The 15,940-nt window shown below is 47.6% G+C and carries 16 protein-coding genes; 1 reads left to right on the top strand and 15 read right to left on the bottom strand.

Features of this window, described 5'->3' with window-relative positions; all coding sequences use genetic code 11:
- Positions 1-15: 15 nt before the first annotated feature.
- Positions 16-1,392, bottom strand: coding sequence for a class I SAM-dependent rRNA methyltransferase (locus M1D71_RS20790; RefSeq protein ID WP_458123471.1), 1,377 nt, complete (start codon positions 1,390-1,392; stop codon positions 16-18).
- 513 nt (positions 1,393-1,905) lie between these two features.
- Between M1D71_RS20790 and M1D71_RS20795 the strand changes: the two genes are divergently transcribed.
- The gene (locus tag M1D71_RS20795) at positions 1,906-2,907 is read left to right on the top strand and encodes a Na/Pi cotransporter family protein (RefSeq protein WP_017687227.1); all 1,002 of its coding nucleotides are present in this window, start codon (positions 1,906-1,908) and stop codon (positions 2,905-2,907) included.
- Between the two features lie 57 nt (positions 2,908-2,964).
- Here M1D71_RS20795 and M1D71_RS20800 read toward each other — a convergent pair whose 3' ends face one another.
- The 14 genes from M1D71_RS20800 to hemW all read right to left on the bottom strand — a co-directional run bounded on the left by M1D71_RS20800 (position 2,965) and on the right by hemW (position 15,816).
- Complete coding sequence (locus M1D71_RS20800; RefSeq protein ID WP_458123472.1) at positions 2,965-3,399, bottom strand: NUDIX hydrolase; 435 nt, start codon at positions 3,397-3,399, stop codon at positions 2,965-2,967.
- A 111-nt stretch (positions 3,400-3,510) separates the two neighbouring features.
- Positions 3,511-4,857 carry a tRNA (N(6)-L-threonylcarbamoyladenosine(37)-C(2))-methylthiotransferase MtaB gene (mtaB, locus tag M1D71_RS20805; RefSeq protein WP_458123473.1) on the bottom strand — a complete coding sequence of 449 codons (1,347 nt, stop codon included), beginning with the start codon at positions 4,855-4,857 and terminating at the stop codon, positions 3,511-3,513.
- Between the two features lie 2 nt (positions 4,858-4,859).
- Complete coding sequence (locus M1D71_RS20810; RefSeq protein WP_458123474.1) at positions 4,860-5,624, bottom strand: RsmE family RNA methyltransferase; 765 nt, start codon at positions 5,622-5,624, stop codon at positions 4,860-4,862.
- A 138-nt stretch (positions 5,625-5,762) separates the two neighbouring features.
- Positions 5,763-6,443 (bottom strand): site-2 protease family protein, encoded by a 681-nt coding sequence (locus M1D71_RS20815; protein WP_458123475.1) that lies wholly within the window; start codon positions 6,441-6,443, stop codon positions 5,763-5,765.
- A gap of 3 nt (positions 6,444-6,446) precedes the next feature.
- Positions 6,447-7,412, bottom strand: coding sequence for a 50S ribosomal protein L11 methyltransferase (gene prmA / locus M1D71_RS20820; RefSeq protein ID WP_458123476.1), 966 nt, complete (start codon positions 7,410-7,412; stop codon positions 6,447-6,449).
- Between the two features lie 219 nt (positions 7,413-7,631).
- Entirely contained in the window at positions 7,632-8,024 is a 393-nt protein-coding gene (locus M1D71_RS20825) for a hypothetical protein (protein ID WP_458123477.1), read from the bottom strand.
- Positions 8,017-8,196 (bottom strand): YfhD family protein, encoded by a 180-nt coding sequence (locus tag M1D71_RS20830; RefSeq protein ID WP_062835520.1) that lies wholly within the window; start codon positions 8,194-8,196, stop codon positions 8,017-8,019. Before M1D71_RS20830 ends, M1D71_RS20825 begins: the two co-directional genes overlap by 8 nt.
- Positions 8,197-8,279: 83 nt before the next feature.
- Positions 8,280-8,648 (bottom strand): hypothetical protein, encoded by a 369-nt coding sequence (locus tag M1D71_RS20835; RefSeq protein WP_336761977.1) that lies wholly within the window; start codon positions 8,646-8,648, stop codon positions 8,280-8,282.
- 242 nt (positions 8,649-8,890) lie between these two features.
- Positions 8,891-10,015, bottom strand: coding sequence for a molecular chaperone DnaJ (gene dnaJ, locus M1D71_RS20840; RefSeq protein ID WP_062835521.1), 1,125 nt, complete (start codon positions 10,013-10,015; stop codon positions 8,891-8,893).
- A 129-nt stretch (positions 10,016-10,144) separates the two neighbouring features.
- Positions 10,145-11,989 carry a molecular chaperone DnaK gene (dnaK, locus tag M1D71_RS20845; RefSeq protein ID WP_062835522.1) on the bottom strand — a complete coding sequence of 615 codons (1,845 nt, stop codon included), beginning with the start codon at positions 11,987-11,989 and terminating at the stop codon, positions 10,145-10,147.
- A gap of 159 nt (positions 11,990-12,148) precedes the next feature.
- A complete protein-coding gene (grpE, locus tag M1D71_RS20850; protein WP_458123478.1) occupies positions 12,149-12,712 on the bottom strand; it encodes a nucleotide exchange factor GrpE in 564 nt (187 codons plus the stop codon).
- A 44-nt stretch (positions 12,713-12,756) separates the two neighbouring features.
- Positions 12,757-13,788, bottom strand: coding sequence for a heat-inducible transcriptional repressor HrcA (gene hrcA, locus M1D71_RS20855; RefSeq protein ID WP_036615092.1), 1,032 nt, complete (start codon positions 13,786-13,788; stop codon positions 12,757-12,759).
- A 254-nt stretch (positions 13,789-14,042) separates the two neighbouring features.
- Entirely contained in the window at positions 14,043-14,513 is a 471-nt protein-coding gene (locus tag M1D71_RS20860) for an N-acetyltransferase (RefSeq protein WP_017687214.1), read from the bottom strand.
- Between the two features lie 118 nt (positions 14,514-14,631).
- Positions 14,632-15,816 (bottom strand): radical SAM family heme chaperone HemW, encoded by a 1,185-nt coding sequence (gene hemW / locus M1D71_RS20865; protein ID WP_458123479.1) that lies wholly within the window; start codon positions 15,814-15,816, stop codon positions 14,632-14,634.
- Between the last annotated feature and the right edge of the window lie 124 nt (positions 15,817-15,940).

A 15,940-nucleotide genomic window follows, 5' to 3' on the forward strand; every position in this document is an offset into this window, starting at 1 on the left:
ACTTAATTCGTACAATTAATTCTTTTTACTGCGCACTTCGAAGATAGCAAATTTCAGGTAATGTCCTTCATCCACGCCCAAAATTTGCGGGTGATCCTTACCTGCTGCCTTCCAGTCGATTAGACGCAGCACTTTGCCAGCATCTTCCGCCGCATCCGCAATCGTGTCCAGGAAGAGATCAGGACGCATATGATACGAACAACTGGCTGTTACCAAATATCCGCCCTCATTAACCAGTTTCATTCCTTGCAGGTTGATATCCTTATAACCGCGACATGCACCTTTAACTGCTGATTTCGTTTTGGCAAACGCAGGAGGATCGAGGATGACTACATCAAATGTTTTACCGCCAGCTGCAAGCGCTTTGGATGTATCTACTTTTTGTTCGCCTGCACGTGCACGTGCGGTACGCTCATCCAGCCCTTTCACTTGTTCACGCAAGTACTGGAATGCATCAGCAACAACGAATTCTACGCGATCGGTAAAACCGTTCAGCTCCACATTCGTTCGTGCACTCTCAATGGCGTGCTCCGAAATATCAAGACATGTCACTTTTTTGGCTCCATACTTGCAAGCATTCAACGTGAAACTGCCTGTGTGTGAGAAGCACTCCAGCACGGTAGCGCCATCCCAATAAGGGAATGTAACCACTTTACCGCTTTTATTCACTGGCAACAGCTGCTCTGTGCCATCCTGCTCGGTCTGTTGGAGTGTGATTCCACTCTTGTAGCCCCACCCCTTCATAAGCGGTTCGATGGCTGCACGATTTTCGCGTTGGTCGAAGAAGTAACCTGTCTTCTGTCCTTCTACGATATCCACTTTAATGAGTAGTCCGTTCTCTGTAACGGTGACATGCCGCGGGCAATCCCCGTACAATGGGCCTTTGGTTTGTTCCAAACCTTCCAGTTCACGAATCGAGACATCACTGCGCTCAAATATGCCTTCCGGCTGCATCACTTCAATGAGTGCCTGTACGATAGCTTCACGGCAACGATCCATGCCGAGTGTAAGCAACTGTACAACAAGGATGCTACCGAAACGGTCAACAATCAGTCCTGGTAGAAAATCAGCTTCTCCATAAACGAGACGATATGCCTCTCCATCCTGGATAAAGCGTTCCCGATGACGCAAGCAATCGCGGAATCGCGCTGCAAAGAACGCGGTGTCCATCTGTTCGGACTCCAGCGGTTGATACGCTACGACCCTTACTGTGATCTGAGATGCGGGATTGTAATAACCTGTCGCCAGATAGCGACCTTGATGATTCAATACATTGACCAGATCTCCCGGTTCCGGGTTTCCGTCAACAGAGGCAATTTCGTTGTTAAATATCCATGGATGTGCATGTTCAAGCCGCTTTTTGCGACTGCGTTCGAGTGTAACTGATGGCAAGGTAGATCCACTTCTTTCATAGTTAGTTGAAAAGATAGGTTTGGTGCGGCGCGTAAATGGCGTTCCGGGTTCGAATCGATCTTCCGATCGCTGTTGCCTCCAGATTTTTTTGATTCCCTTTCTTAAAGGGAAAATCCGGAGACAAAGGCGCACGCTTCGCTTCTTCAGATTCGATTTCGTCCCCTCCACTACGCTTGCACGAATCACCGTATCTTTCGAATTGGGGTGCGGCAGTTAAGTGACGCTACGGCGACGAATTGTTCCTCTGATCGCTGTTATCCCCAGATTTTTTGAACTCCCTTTTCTCAAAGGGAAAATCCGGGGATAAAGGCGAGCGCTTCGCTTCTTCGGTAACAATTTCGTCTTCTTCGCTACGTTTGCTCGAATCACCGTATCTTTCGAATGGGGGGGATTAAGGTTCGCTTCCCTCTGAATTCCTTTAGGCTTGTCATGGTTGTCTTTATTTACTCATAGGATGAGTTAAGGAACCGGAACGGAAGGAATGATATTTTTATGTTTAGAGATGTTATATTGCCCCTACTATATGGGCTTATTATCTTTTTTGGTGGCATGAAGTTGATGGAAACCGCCTTGCAGCGCATGGCTGGGCCCATGCTGGCAGGTTGGCTCAATCGAGCTACCTCTGCTCCCTGGAAAGGCATGGCCTTCAGCGCAGGGGCAACGGCCCTGTTGCAGAGCAGTACTGCGGTCACCGTACTCACCATTGGACTGGCTAATGCCAGATTGATCACCTATGGACGCACACTCGGCATCATCCTTGGCACCAACATCGGGACATGCCTGACAACGGAGCTGGTAGGTCTGCAGATCGGACGTGCTTCCCTGCCCCTGCTTGTCCTGTCGCTGACGGGCTGGGCCATGTTTGTTGTACTTGGTGAACGCAATCTAGCCGCTCCTGAACGCACGCGGCAGACTCTGTTTAACATCCAATACAGCTTCCTCGCAGCTGCCGGATTTGCACTTGTCATGACAGGCATTCAGGTCATGCAATCCATTGCCTTGCCACTGCGGAGCATGGGCGTATTTCAATGGTTTCTCGACCGCTCGGCCGACAGCTTGTGGTGGGGCTTCCTGGCAGGCGCTTGTCTCACGGCGCTCATTCACAGCAGCGCGGCTGTCATTAGCATGGCGATTACGCTCGCAGCCACAGGGGTATTACCTGTGGAGATCGGTATCGCCATTGTGATCGGGTCCAACGTGGGGACCTGCATCACTGCTGTAATTGCTGCCGCGGGCGGAGCATCCGCAGGCAAATTTGTCGCAGCCTCCCATGTTGTATTAAACATTGCGGGAGCACTGTTGTTCATGCCGCTGATCGGCCAGCTGCATGCAGCTTCGGCTTGGCTGTCAGCGGACAATGGGGCACAGATCGCGCATGCCCAGACCCTTTTTAACATCACCAGTTCACTGCTTGCTTTGCCGTTCTGTTACTTGCCAATCTGGCACAAAAAACCACCGGTCCACGCCCCCGCGGCGAAGTCACCCGTGGCTTGATGATCTGCCTATCCAAACCTATAGAACGCGCGGCTAACTGACTAGAACAATAATTTGTTATACGTTAACACCCAACTTGTTCAGTGCTACACGCAAGATGTCATCGTTATTATCATATCCACTCTGCTGCTGTAGGGACCATGCTTCTTCCGGAGCATACCAGTCCACACCCTTAATCTCTTCAATCTGAGGCTGTAAATCACCACTCTCGGCTTCAACGAGATAGTAATGAACTTCCTTATCTACCGGGCCAAACTCTGCATGTTGGTACGTATAGGCGATAATATTAACCGGCTCCACAATGCGACCGACCATACCCGTCTCTTCCAGAATCTCGCGCAGTGCGGTCTGTTCAACCGTTTCCCCATCTTCCATTTTGCCCTTGGCGAGAGTCGTTTTACCGTAACGATCTACGATAAGCTGAATTTGAAGACGTCCGTCTTCCCCTGTTCTATAAACAACTCCGCCTGCTGAAATTTCTTTTTTGTTCATCGTGCTCTCCCCCATACTTCGATATCTGTATCTTATTTTTCGCAAAAGAAGGACCTCATCTCCACGGGTAAGCTCCCCAAGGAAATGAAATCCTTGTTTCTGACGCCTCGATTACATCGCGGCGGACTTGAGATTATCTTCCAATACACGTACCAGCGTAGCCTGACTTTCGTTCACGCCAGCTTCAACCAATTTGACTCGGCATACTTTACCGACCATATCCATGGTACCGTCAAAGACCAGCTGAATGTAATTGTCGCTATATCCGTGCAGCTTGCCACTTCCCTCGCGGCCTTTGGCTTCACCTTCGGGAATAACATCCAGTACCTGTCCGACAAACTGTTTGGCGTACTCCAGTTGCATCTGCTCAGACAATTCAATGAGTTCATGCACACGTGCATTTTTGACCTCTTCATCCACCTGATCTTCCATCCGTGCTGCAGGAGTACCCGTACGTTTGGAATAAGGGAATACGTGCATTTCGGAAAAACCGATTTTTCGCATCAACTCATAGCCATTACTGTACATTTCATCCGTCTCACCCGGAAATCCAACAATAATGTCAGTCGTAATCGCCACATCTGGCATCGCTTCCCGAATGCGAAGCATTTTGTTGTAGAACTCTTCTGTCGTATACTTGCGACGCATGCGTTTTAATACCGTATCATCGCCAGCTTGCAGCGGAATATGAAAGTGACGAACGAGTTTATCAGAACGTTTAATCACGTCGAGCATGCGATCATCGATCTGGCTGGCTTCAATCGAACTGATTCGAATACGCTCCAGGCCCTCTACTTTATCCAAATCCCACAGCAGATCAGTTAGATCATAGTTCTCCATGTCATCCCCATATCCACCTGTATGAATACCTGTAAGGACAATTTCCTTATATCCGGCGTGTACGAGTTGATGTGCCTGTTGGATGATACTGTTGGATTCTCGGCTACGAGACAATCCACGTGACCACGGAATAATGCAAAACGTGCAAAAGTTATTGCATCCATCCTGAATTTTCAGGAAAGCTCGGGTACGATCAGCAAAATCAGGTACATCCATCTCTTCAAACACACGGGTTTTCATAATATTACGCACTGCGTTAACAGGTTGCCGGGACTCCTGAATCTCATTGACATATGGCAGAATCTTGTCACGGTCCTGTGTACCGATAACCAAATCTACGCCAGGGATGTCCAGAATCTCTGCCGGAGAAGTCTGCGCATAGCAGCCTGTAACAGCCACAATGGCCTCCGGGTTGCGCCGAATGGCACGACGAATAATTTGACGGCTCTTTTTGTCGCCGGTATTGGTTACTGTACAAGTATTAATCAAGTATACATCTGCTGTCTGTTCGTCAAAGTCCACTTGATCGTATCCTTCGTTTTTGAACAATTGCCAAATCGCCTCTGTATCATAGAAATTAACTTTGCAGCCTAAGGTGTAAAACGCCACGGATGGCATAATTACATTCCTCCCATTTCTCCGGATTCATATAGCACACAAGTGAGTGCCGCCATTCCAGCTGTCTCGGCACGCAAAATGCGCTTGCCCAGTCCAACAGATACAGCACCTGCCTGATCGGCCTCTGCCGTCTCCTTCTCAGAAAATCCACCTTCCGGTCCAACAACGATCAAAACTTCTGCACTTGCATCAGGTGCAAGTTGCTCAACAAACGGTTTCAGCGCGTCTCTCAGCTGCTTACCGTTTTCTTTCTCATAACAATAACATACCAGGCTATAGCCCTCAAAAGAAGATAACAGCCCTTTCCAGGAAAGTGGCTGCTCCACGGATGGAATGCGATTCCGGTGACTCTGTTCGGCAGCTTCCTTGGCAATTTTCCGCCACCGCTCCAACCGTTTGCCTTCTTTCTTGGCATCATATTGCACAATCGTACGTTCTGATAGGAAGGGTACAAATGATACTGCCCCAATCTCGGTACATCTCTGGATGACTGTCTCCATCTTGTCGCCTTTGGGTAAGCTCTGTGCCACGGTTACGCGAATTCGCGCTTCATGGTCCATAACCAAAGAATCTACAATATTGGCCGTCACTTGGCCTGCTTCAATACTTTCAATTTCCACTAGTGCTTCTCTGGAGTCTCCGTCACTGACAATCAGTTTATCTCCAGGTTTACCACGCATAACCTTGCCGATATGGCGTGCATCATCACCTGTGATGATCACAGCATGTTCATTAAACTGTTCTGCAGATACAAAATATCGCTGCATTAGTCAATCCACCCATTCTGTCCTGTTATGACTGGAATTCACCCCGCCTGATGACAGGCGTGAATCCAATCGCCACAGATGATCATACAACTTTTACGTGTTTCTGACCAGTATTCCAGTCCATAACACAATGCGCTTTTAGCGATATAATTCAATAACCAGCTTTGCCAGATCCACATACATTGTTTGCGCAAACTCATACAAAGGTTGAATCGTCGCATTTTGCAACGGAGGTATAACAAGAATCAATAGGAAGATAAAAATGGACCATTGCTCCACACCTTGCAGCTTGCGGCTGATTGAAGGTGGCAGTACATCTTCTAGAATCCGATAACCATCCAGCGGGGGCAACGGAATCAAGTTAAACAGGAACAGGAAAAAGTTTGTTAGGTTAAAAATAGCGAAGAACGTCGTGATTGCTGTCAGCAACCGCTCATTATCAATGCCGCCGAGTGCTCCCGAACCAACCAGTGAAGCATAGATGATTGTACCGATGATCGCGAGCAACAGATTGCTCAGAGGCCCTGCTGCGGATACGATGATGCCCATCAATCTAGGCTTGTCGAAGTTAGCCCGGTTAACCGGAACCGGACGCGCCCAACCAAAGCCGGCTATAATGAGCAACAGCACACCAAACAAGTCAAAGTGCACAACTGGATTGAGCGTGACCCGACCCAACAGCTTGGCTGTCGGATCACCGAATTTGTTGGCGAAATATGCATGCGAGAATTCATGCACCGTAAATGCGATCAGAATGGTCAGCAGGAAGAATGGCAGCTGATCGATCGGATAACGAAAGAACGAATTCCAAAAGTCCATACGTTACCCCTTTCTGGCTACATACGCCAGCCAATCCTCATCACGGTGGATGGCACTCACTTCAAACCCGGAGGCTACCAGTGCATCATGCACAACCTGCTCTTTGTTCTTCCAAATGCCCGATACAATATAAGTACCCCCAGACTCAAGTGCATTATAGACATCGTCCACGAACAATAAAATGATTTCTGCCAAAATGTTAGCAACCACAACCTTAACAGGCAGTTGTACTCCAAGTGCAGGGTCCTGATTCCCAAGGACGGACAGCAGATCACTCTCTTTAACCGTAATTTGTTGCTCCAGCCCATTCAGTTCCACATTCTCCCTGGCACTGATTACCGCAACTGGATCCAGATCGAGCGCCAACACATGTTTAGCGCCAAGCTTTATCGCTCCAATTGCCAAAATGCCAGAACCTGTACCTACGTCAATGATTTCCTCGCCGCCTTGAATAACCGTTTCCAGTGTGCGCAAGCAGAGTGAAGTCGTTGGATGAGTTCCTGTACCAAATGCCATGCCTGGATCAAGCTCAATAATTTTCTCATCCGGACTTTCTGGCGTATACTCTTCCCACGTTGGTTTAATCGTCAGACGTTCTGATACACGTACCGGCTTGAAATATTGCTTCCAGGCCGTTGCCCAGTCATTTTCGTCCACTGTACGCGTCTCATAACGAACCTCACCCGTATCAATTCCGAATTCAGAGAGTTCCTCAATTCTCGGGTTAACTTCTGACTGCAATGCAACCATATCCGTACCTTCGGAGAAGTACCCTTTGATGACCGCAAAGCCTTCAGGAATATCATTCAAAGGAACGTCGTATAACTCACCATATGTCGTGTCCCGTTTTTTATTTAAAGTACCGGACTCTTCAATCGAAACCCCTCCAGCACCCGCTTCATGTAAAAAATTCGAAATCATCTCCACAGCTTCTTCTGTGGTATGTATTGTTAGTTCATGCCATAACATACTTGGTTTTTCCTCCTCATTTTTCAAACATCCCAACTATTGTACTACACAAGCGAGCCGGAGTACAAAGCCGCATCAGTAAAAGAAAAACAAAACAGGATATCCGCAGCTTGACCGCTCGAATATCCTGTCGTGTAATGATCATTATCAGTTTCACTTACTTAAGCATTTTACATAATTCGAATCATATCGCTCACGGGGTTTATGCAAAATGCTCATTTAGCAAAAACGTCCACCGTTCTGAGTGATCATCTCTGCGGCTTGCGGTAACGAATCGTTGGAGACGGAAACAGTCAGCAATATCTCTTGTTTTAGCCTGTTTGCCGAATCCTCTTCGGGCGTATCATAGACCTGACCATTTGATAACATTTCCGTTTCATCACTAATCAGGGCAAGTACGTTCAGTTCACCACTGAATCCTCCGACGACGGCCGTAGGAGAACTATCGGAGCCCGTAACATCGTGTGAGTCCAATGCAGACGCTTCATTGCTAACGCTCTCGATACTTAATTGGTTCGGGTGCAACAATTCCAGGGCTCTGCGTGCAGACTCCGCCTCAGTCCAGCTGGTAAAAACAGCTTCGAGGGTCACTGCCGAGCGATCTTCAGTCATGAAGCTCCCGTCCCTGACGTCGATCAGCCGCTTCACTGCGGCGTAGTGCCTCTATATCTTCATGATCCGCAGCTTCAGCGCTGAATTCCACGTCTTCATTTTTGGCGGACTGCAATCGTTTCATCTTTTCCGTTTTCGTGAGAATCTTGCCTGGGCGTTCGTGTTCTGCCATTGTTATGTTCCTCCCTCAAATTAAAATGAACTAATACGTGTTAAAGTGTAATTCTCTGTTCATCTTATATAGATTTCCTGAAACTAGATCATTCCACCGGCTTGTTCGATAATGGACATAGCACGGTGATGTACCGACTCATCTACGACGACAGTTAGTAATACGTCTCTTCCTGTAGGTCCACCCTGTCCACCATCACTCATGCCGCTTGCAGAAGGGTCCGCCGCAGCCATGATTCCAGCACTGGCATTCGTTTGCATTGAATCGGGCACCCATGATGAAAAACTGCCGGAAACGCCCGGCTTGTAGGAAGCCCCGCTTGGTCCTACACCCGCATATCGGCTGAATCGATTAATCGACAGGTCCTCCACTCGCAATGCCTCCAGTTTTTTGGCTGCCCCTTGAGCTTGCTCCGGGCTGTTAAAGTACGCCAAAATATTTTTCTCGGTCATCCGCTTCACCTGCTTCCCTAATTTCTCGCATAACAGCTATGCATATCATTCTCGCCATGCTATCTTTCCGCAAGTTCGCTCAGAATATACCGAATGCTCCCACAATTTGCTGCCGTTCTTCGTATCCTAAATCCATGGATTTTGCCAAAACCAGTGGATAGCCACTCCAAAGGGCATGCAAAAAAGGACACCCTGCGGTAAAAACCGCTGCGGTGTCCTTTTAGGCTTGCTATATTTTATCCTCAGTCGCCACGGAAGGCGCGTTTCACTCTGTCAAAGAAGGATTGCTCATGCTCATGTGTTTGCTCTCCATCCAGCGCAGCAATCTGGCGAAGCAGATCTTTCTGCTCGTCATTCAGCTTACTAGGTGTAACCACAACCACTTTCACATGCTGATCCCCTTGCCCCATACCGCGCAGGCGTGGTACACCTTTGCCTTTGAGACGGAAATACGTTCCCGTTTGTGTACCGGCTGGTACTTTCAACTTCACTTTCTCGGTCAACGTCGGGATCTCAACTTCATCTCCCAGAGCTGCCTGGGCAAAGGTGAGTGGGATTTCACAATAAATATCGTCGCCTTCACGCTCGAAGAAATCATGTGATTTCACGCGGATGACAATATACAGATCTCCCGCTGGTCCGCCACGCAGACCGCCCTCGCCCTCGCCTGTCATACGCAGTTGCGCGCCATCATCTACACCCGCTGGAATGCGAACATGGATTTTGCGTTGCTTGCGGACTTTACCGCTACCGCTACACGTCGTACATTTTTCTTTGATGATCTGGCCCGAACCACTACAGTTCGAACATGCACGACGATTAACCATACGACCAAACGGTGTATTTTGCACGACTTCCTGCTGACCGCTACCTTGGCAGACCGAGCATGTTTCCGGTTTCGTTCCAGGTTTGGCACCTGAGCCATGACAGGTATCACAGCCTTCGGTACGTGGAATCGTAATATCGGTTTCTTTCCCGAATACTGCTTCCTTGAATTCAATGGTCATCGTGTACTGCAGGTCATTCCCCCGTTGCGGAGCATTTGGATCACGTCGTCCGCCGCCACCGCCACCAAAGAACATGTCGAAGATGTCGCCAAATCCGCCGCCGCCAAAATCACCGCCACCACCGAATCCACCCTGATTCGGATCGACATGACCATATTGGTCATACTGTGCACGCTTCTGACCGTCACTCACGACATCATAAGCTTCTTTAACTTCTTTAAATTTAGCTTCCGCATCAGCAGCCTTGTTTACGTCAGGGTGATACTGACGGGCAAGCTTACGGTAAGCCTTTTTAATCTCATCGTCGTTAGCCGTTTTACTTACGCCAAGCACCTCATAATAATCACGCTTTTCAGCCACTCTTCCACCCCCATATCATTCACCTTATCGCACATCGTGACAAAAGGAAAGCCAAAGCACGGGAGCCCCGGCTATGACTTTCCCTCTAATTCGAACGTCACCGATGTTTAATTCGCGTAGAACTACGAATTAGTTTTGTTTTTTATCTTCATCCACAACTTCGTAATCAGCGTCTACAACGTTGTCACGTTTTGCGGAACCTTGTTGCTCTTCAGCACCTTGTGCTTCTTGCTCTTGCGCCTGTGCTTGCTCATACAACTTCACGGACAGTTGTTGAACGATCTCTGTCAGTTCTTCTGTAGCGGCTTTGATGTCTTCCAGGTTGTCGGAAGCCAAAACGCCTTGCAGTTTTTCTTTGGCTGCATTTGCTTTTTCAACTTCGCCAGCATCAGCTTTTTCGCCAAGATCTTTGATCGTTTTGTCAACAGAGTAGATCAATTGATCTGCACTGTTTTTCGCTTCAACGAGCTCTCTGCGTTTTTTATCTTCTTCAGCGTGCAGCTCAGCATCTTTCATCATTTGCTCAACTTCAGCATCGCTCAAACCGCTGGAAGAAGTGATTGTGATTTTTTGAGTTTTGTTTGTACCTTTATCTGTTGCAGATACGTTAACGATACCATTGGCATCAATATCGAAGCTAACTTCGATCTGTGGAACGCCACGTGGAGCTGGTGGAATATCACCCAACATAAAACGTCCAAGCGATTTGTTACCCGCTGCCATCTCGCGCTCACCTTGCAGAACATGAATCTCAACGCTTGGTTGATTGTCTGCATATGTGGAGAATACTTGAGATTTGCTTGTAGGGATCGTTGTGTTACGCTCGATCATTTTAGTGAATACGCCACCCGCTGTTTCGATACCCAGGGACAATGGAGTTACGTCAAGCAATACAACGTCTTTCACATCACCTGTCAGTACACCCGCTTGTACAGCAGCACCCAAAGCTACAACTTCATCCGGGTTAACGCCTTTGTGAGGCTCTTTACCAGTCAGTTTTTTGATCGCTTCTTGTACTGCAGGAATACGCGTGGAACCACCAACCAATACAATCTTGTCGATATCGTTAGCCGTCATACCCGCATCGCTCAATGCACGACGAGTTGGTTCGAGCGTACGCTCAACCAGACCTTCAGAGATTTCTTCAAATTTCGCACGGCTCAGGTTCAACTCCAAATGCTGAGGAACGCCATCAGCAACAGTGATGAACGGCAAGGAGATCGTTGTAGTCAATACGCCGGAAAGTTCTTTTTTCGCTTTTTCCGCTGCATCTTTCAAACGTTGAACCGCTGCTTTATCTTTACTCAAGTCAATGCCTTGATCTTTTTTGAATTCACTTACGAGATAATCGATGATCACTTGGTCAAAGTCATCCCCGCCCAGTTGGTTGTCCCCGCTAGTTGCTTTAACTTCGAAGAAGCCGTCACCCAGTTCAAGAATGGATACGTCGAACGTACCGCCACCCAGGTCATATACGAGAATGGTTTGGTCTTCGGATTTCTCCATACCGTATGCCAAAGCTGCTGCTGTTGGCTCGTTGACGATACGCAGAACTTCCAAACCTGCAATTTTACCCGCATCTTTAGTCGCTTGACGCTGACTGTCATTGAAGTAAGCTGGTACAGTGATAACTGCTTGAGTTACCGTTTGACCCAGATAAGCCTCAGCATCGGATTTCAATTTTTGCAGGATGATTGCAGAGATCTCTTGTGCGGAGTAGTCTTTGCTATCGATTGTTTCTTTGTGGGAAGTACCCATGTGACGTTTGATCGACATGATGGTACGATCCGGATTCGTGATCGCTTGACGTTTTGCTGTTTCACCAACAACACGCTCTCCATCTTTTTTGAAACCTACTACGGATGGGGTTGTACGTGCGCCCTCGGGATTTGGAATTACGACAGCCTCGCCGCCTTCCATTACCGCTACGCATGAGTTTGTGGTTCCTAAGTCAATACCGATTACTTTACTCATGGAAAAATTTCCTCCTCGACAATTTAAAATGAATGGGTCAGGTATGACCCTTATTGGATGTTCATGTTGCTAATCGTGCTCTATGTGTACAAACCTTTATATTAAGCTTCGACCACATTATTCAACCATGGAGCTGACTCATTCTTTCCTGTATGGAAATTATGAGCTAACTTTAACCATAGCCGGACGAAGCACTTTATCCTTCAGCATGTAGCCTTTTTGGACTTCCTCAACAACGATACCTTCTTCGTACTCGTCGCTCTCCACTTGCATGATTGCTTGGTGGAATTCAGGATTGAACGGTTGTCCTACCGATTCCATCGCCGTCAGACCTTCATTCGTCATCACAGTTTCCAATTGACGGAAAATCATTTGGATACCTTTGGAGAAAGATTCGGACTCTGTTCCTTCCGGTACAGTAGCCATTGCACGCTCGAAGTTATCAATAACCGGTACCAGTTCGGTGACCAGCTTCATCGAAGCGTATTTAGCCAATTCCTCTTTTTCCTTCTGTGTACGACGACGGAAGTTATCAAAATCAGCCTGTGCACGGACATAACGCTGCTGTTGTTCCTCAGCTTCTGCCTTCAGACGTGCAAGCTCATCCTGCTCCTGCTCAGCGATCTCTTCAGCTTGTGCTTCTGCAGCGCCAGCTTCATTGACAGGCTCCTGCTCAGCTGCTGTTACCTCTTGTTCTTCTGTAAATGATTGCTCCTCTTTCAAGATGTTCACCTCCTTATGCGAATGAAATGGTTCATTCCCGTCTCTTATTTGAAACGATGCGTCAGCATCGCCGTCAAATCACGGGATAGTGTATTTAGAATATGAATGACACGTGCGTAATCCATCCGCGTGGGTCCCAGAATACCGATTGAACCCAAAGCCTCGCCGTCCAATGAATAGGATGCTGTAATCAGGCTGCAGTTTGCAAAGGCTTCATGGTCATTCTCGGTGCCTATTCGCACCTGAATACCAGATCCACCCGGCACGGGCATCATCAATTTCATGAGTGTTGGTGTCTCCTCAAGCAGATCAAGAATATCTTTTACCTTTTCGATATCTTTAAACTCCGGTTGAGTCAACATGTTGGTGGCACCGCTGAGGAACAGACGATTATCATGTTCATTGTCAAAGGCACTGTTCAGCACCTGCATAACTTCCTCATAACGTGTAATATGCCGTTCCATCTCTTGCCCAAGTTCGGTATAGAGACGGGATTTCAATTTGTAAATTGGCACCCCAACCAGCTTGGTGTTCAACAGTCGAACCACATTCTCCATCTCGGCTACCGAGATTTCTGGCGGAATCTGGACCGTCTTGTTCTCCACCTGACCGGTATTGGTCACAATGATTGCCACAGCTTCACTCTCGTTCAGCGGAAGCAATTGGAAGTGGCGCAGGGACGTATGGAATACTTCCGGTCCAAGCAGGATCGAAGTATAATTTGTCATATGTGACAAAATATTGGATGCATGCTGAATAACTTGTTCCATGACGTTCAGTTTTTCGGCGAAAAACGACTTCAGATCATCCAACTCTTGGGGCTCCACCTGATTCCAAGGAACCAAATGATCGACATAATATCGATAGCCTTTATGGGAAGGAATGCGTCCTGCCGATGTATGCGGCTGTTCCAGGAAACCCATATCTTCAAGGTCCGCCATTTCATTACGGATCGTCGCCGGACTGTATCCAACATCTCCCCTTTTGGAAATGCTCCGGGACCCTACGGGCTCAGCTGAACGGATATAGTCATCCACTATAGCGTTCAGAATCATTCGTTGACGCTCTGTTAACATGGTGAGTATTCCCTCCTTCTGACTGTACTGTCCCATGTCGTTAGCACTCCGGTTAGATGAGTGCTAAGCGGTAATACAAAAATACCAAACTGACGTGAACATTGTCAAGTGAGTTTGATGAGTGGGCTCATCTATTTATAGTATAGACCAATGTCGTGGTGTACTAACAACTTTACTGAAGATAGTTTGAAGTAAAAAGGACTGCATGTTGGGCAGAGGTTGACTCGGCTCGATCCATGCAGTCCATTCTGTTGTTAGGCCGATACGTTAAGCTCTTTTAATACGGCGATCTCATCACAGCAATCCTGCTTGCTGCAATGAACACAGTCGGTCCATACTTTCTCGGGGAAAATCTCTTTTTCCACAACGGCAAATCCGTTTTTGAGAAAGAAGGACACTTCATAGGTTAACGCCATAACCTTCGGAATCTGTTGTTTCTCCGCTTCTTCTACCAGCCGGTCCAGCAATCGGGAGCCAATACCTAGCCCTTTATGCCCTTCCGAAATACCTAGTGATCTGACTTCCACCAGATCATTCCCCAGACGACAAAGCGATCCGCAACCCACCACTTCACCATCGACTTCGGCTACAACAAAGTGCTCCAGCTGTCGGTGCAGTATTTCCCGTGATCGCGGAAGCATGATCCCACGCTCTGCATAGCCCTTAATCATTTCATACAGTGGTTCAACATCTTCCGGCACGGCTTTTCTGCATATTACCGACATCCTGCTCTCCTCCTATTACCAAGCTTTCCAGAGGAAAGCTGACTTCGTAGTTGTTAAAATAACACGCTCTGTAAAATCAATATGAATAAATATACAACAGAGCGTATAGAATTTCAAGCTACGAATTCAGCGATATGGACCCGATAAACTCCGCAAAAACGTCATTTCCGAACAGGATACCCTGCTCACTCAGTCGGAAGCCGTCTGCCGTCCGCTCAAGCAATCCTGCGTTAAGCATTTTGCCCAAAGGCTTCGCAAACACTTCTTCCATGGACTCTCCAAACTGTTCGCTAAACCGTGAGGCTGAAGCGCCTTCCAGCATTCTCAGTCCAACCATCAGATAATCTTCCATGGCTTCCGGACGAGCGATCTCGAAATGATCCAGACGAGGCAGTCCTGCACGTGAAGCTTCAACATAAGGATTTATACCTTTAATATTCATATGCCGTTCGCGGCCCACATATCCATGTGCACCTGCACCGAGACCGTAGTAGTCCTCATTACGCCAGTAGGTAATATTGTGACGACTCTCGAAGCCTGGCTTGGCAAAGTTACTGATCTCGTATTGTCCATAGCCTGCTTCTTTCATCCGTTTCATTAATAGAAGATACATTTCCAACTCGTCATCTTCATGAGGAAGTGGTAACTGGTTCTTCTGATACAGTGTATGGAAAAGTGTATTTTCTTCTACCTTAAGGCTGTAGATGGAGTAATGCGGCAGATCCAGTTCCAGCGCTTTGTCGATGCTCTCATTCAACATCTCGACGGTCTGGTTCGGCAACCCGAACATCAGGTCAATGGAGAGGTTATTCAAGCCTGCTTTGCGAGCATTCTCCAGACTGCGATATACATCATCCGTATTATGGATACGGCCAATGCCTGTCAACAGATCATTCTGAAAAGCCTGTACGCCAAAACTGACGCGATTGACTCCGCCTTCTTTCATCGCAATGAGCTTCTCTGCATCCGTTGTTCCCGGGTTGGCCTCCATCGAAAATTCGATGTCGTCCGCCCAATTCGGGAAATACGTTTTGACTGAACGAAGGAATACCGCCATCTCATCCGATTTCAGAGCCGTTGGCGTACCACCACCTACAAATATGGTCTTGATCTCACCCGGTGGATTTGCTTTAACCGTATGTTCCATCTCCCGTTCCAGCGCTTCGAGATATTGCATCACGGGCTGATCTTTCAGAACGTAAGAGTTAAAGTCGCAATAAAAACATTTATTCGTGCAAAAGGGAATGTGAAGATACACCGCTTGGGGCGCACCTGTCTTCCGGCTGTGTGCTGCCAATGTCATGGCAAGTCCCCCTCTATTTGAAAAAAGGAAAGCCATCCGGCTTCCCTTTCAGCTTAGTTATTTAATATTTTGTGTTGTAACCATGTTTGCAACAATTCAATTTCGATACACACACTCTGTGATG

This window comes from Paenibacillus sp. Z3-2, from assembly GCF_054161325.1.

What these genes read in the sequence shown, in the direction of transcription:
- M1D71_RS20795 (WP_017687227.1), top strand. Translation starts at nt 1,906, where the DNA reads ATGTTTAGAGATGTTATATTGCCCCTACTATATGGGCTTATTATCTTT.
- M1D71_RS20800 (WP_458123472.1), bottom strand. Translation starts at nt 3,399, where the DNA reads ATGAACAAAAAAGAAATTTCAGCAGGCGGAGTTGTTTATAGAACAGGG.
- mtaB (WP_458123473.1), bottom strand. Translation starts at nt 4,857, where the DNA reads ATGCCATCCGTGGCGTTTTACACCTTAGGCTGCAAAGTTAATTTCTAT.
- M1D71_RS20810 (WP_458123474.1), bottom strand. Translation starts at nt 5,624, where the DNA reads ATGCAGCGATATTTTGTATCTGCAGAACAGTTTAATGAACATGCTGTG.
- M1D71_RS20815 (WP_458123475.1), bottom strand. Translation starts at nt 6,443, where the DNA reads ATGGACTTTTGGAATTCGTTCTTTCGTTATCCGATCGATCAGCTGCCA.
- prmA (WP_458123476.1), bottom strand. Translation starts at nt 7,412, where the DNA reads ATGTTATGGCATGAACTAACAATACATACCACAGAAGAAGCTGTGGAG.
- M1D71_RS20825 (WP_458123477.1), bottom strand. Translation starts at nt 8,024, where the DNA reads ATGACTGAAGATCGCTCGGCAGTGACCCTCGAAGCTGTTTTTACCAGC.
- M1D71_RS20830 (WP_062835520.1), bottom strand. Translation starts at nt 8,196, where the DNA reads ATGGCAGAACACGAACGCCCAGGCAAGATTCTCACGAAAACGGAAAAG.
- M1D71_RS20835 (WP_336761977.1), bottom strand. Translation starts at nt 8,648, where the DNA reads ATGACCGAGAAAAATATTTTGGCGTACTTTAACAGCCCGGAGCAAGCT.
- dnaK (WP_062835522.1), bottom strand. Translation starts at nt 11,989, where the DNA reads ATGAGTAAAGTAATCGGTATTGACTTAGGAACCACAAACTCATGCGTA.
- hrcA (WP_036615092.1), bottom strand. Translation starts at nt 13,788, where the DNA reads ATGTTAACAGAGCGTCAACGAATGATTCTGAACGCTATAGTGGATGAC.
- M1D71_RS20860 (WP_017687214.1), bottom strand. Translation starts at nt 14,513, where the DNA reads ATGTCGGTAATATGCAGAAAAGCCGTGCCGGAAGATGTTGAACCACTG.
- hemW (WP_458123479.1), bottom strand. Translation starts at nt 15,816, where the DNA reads ATGACATTGGCAGCACACAGCCGGAAGACAGGTGCGCCCCAAGCGGTG.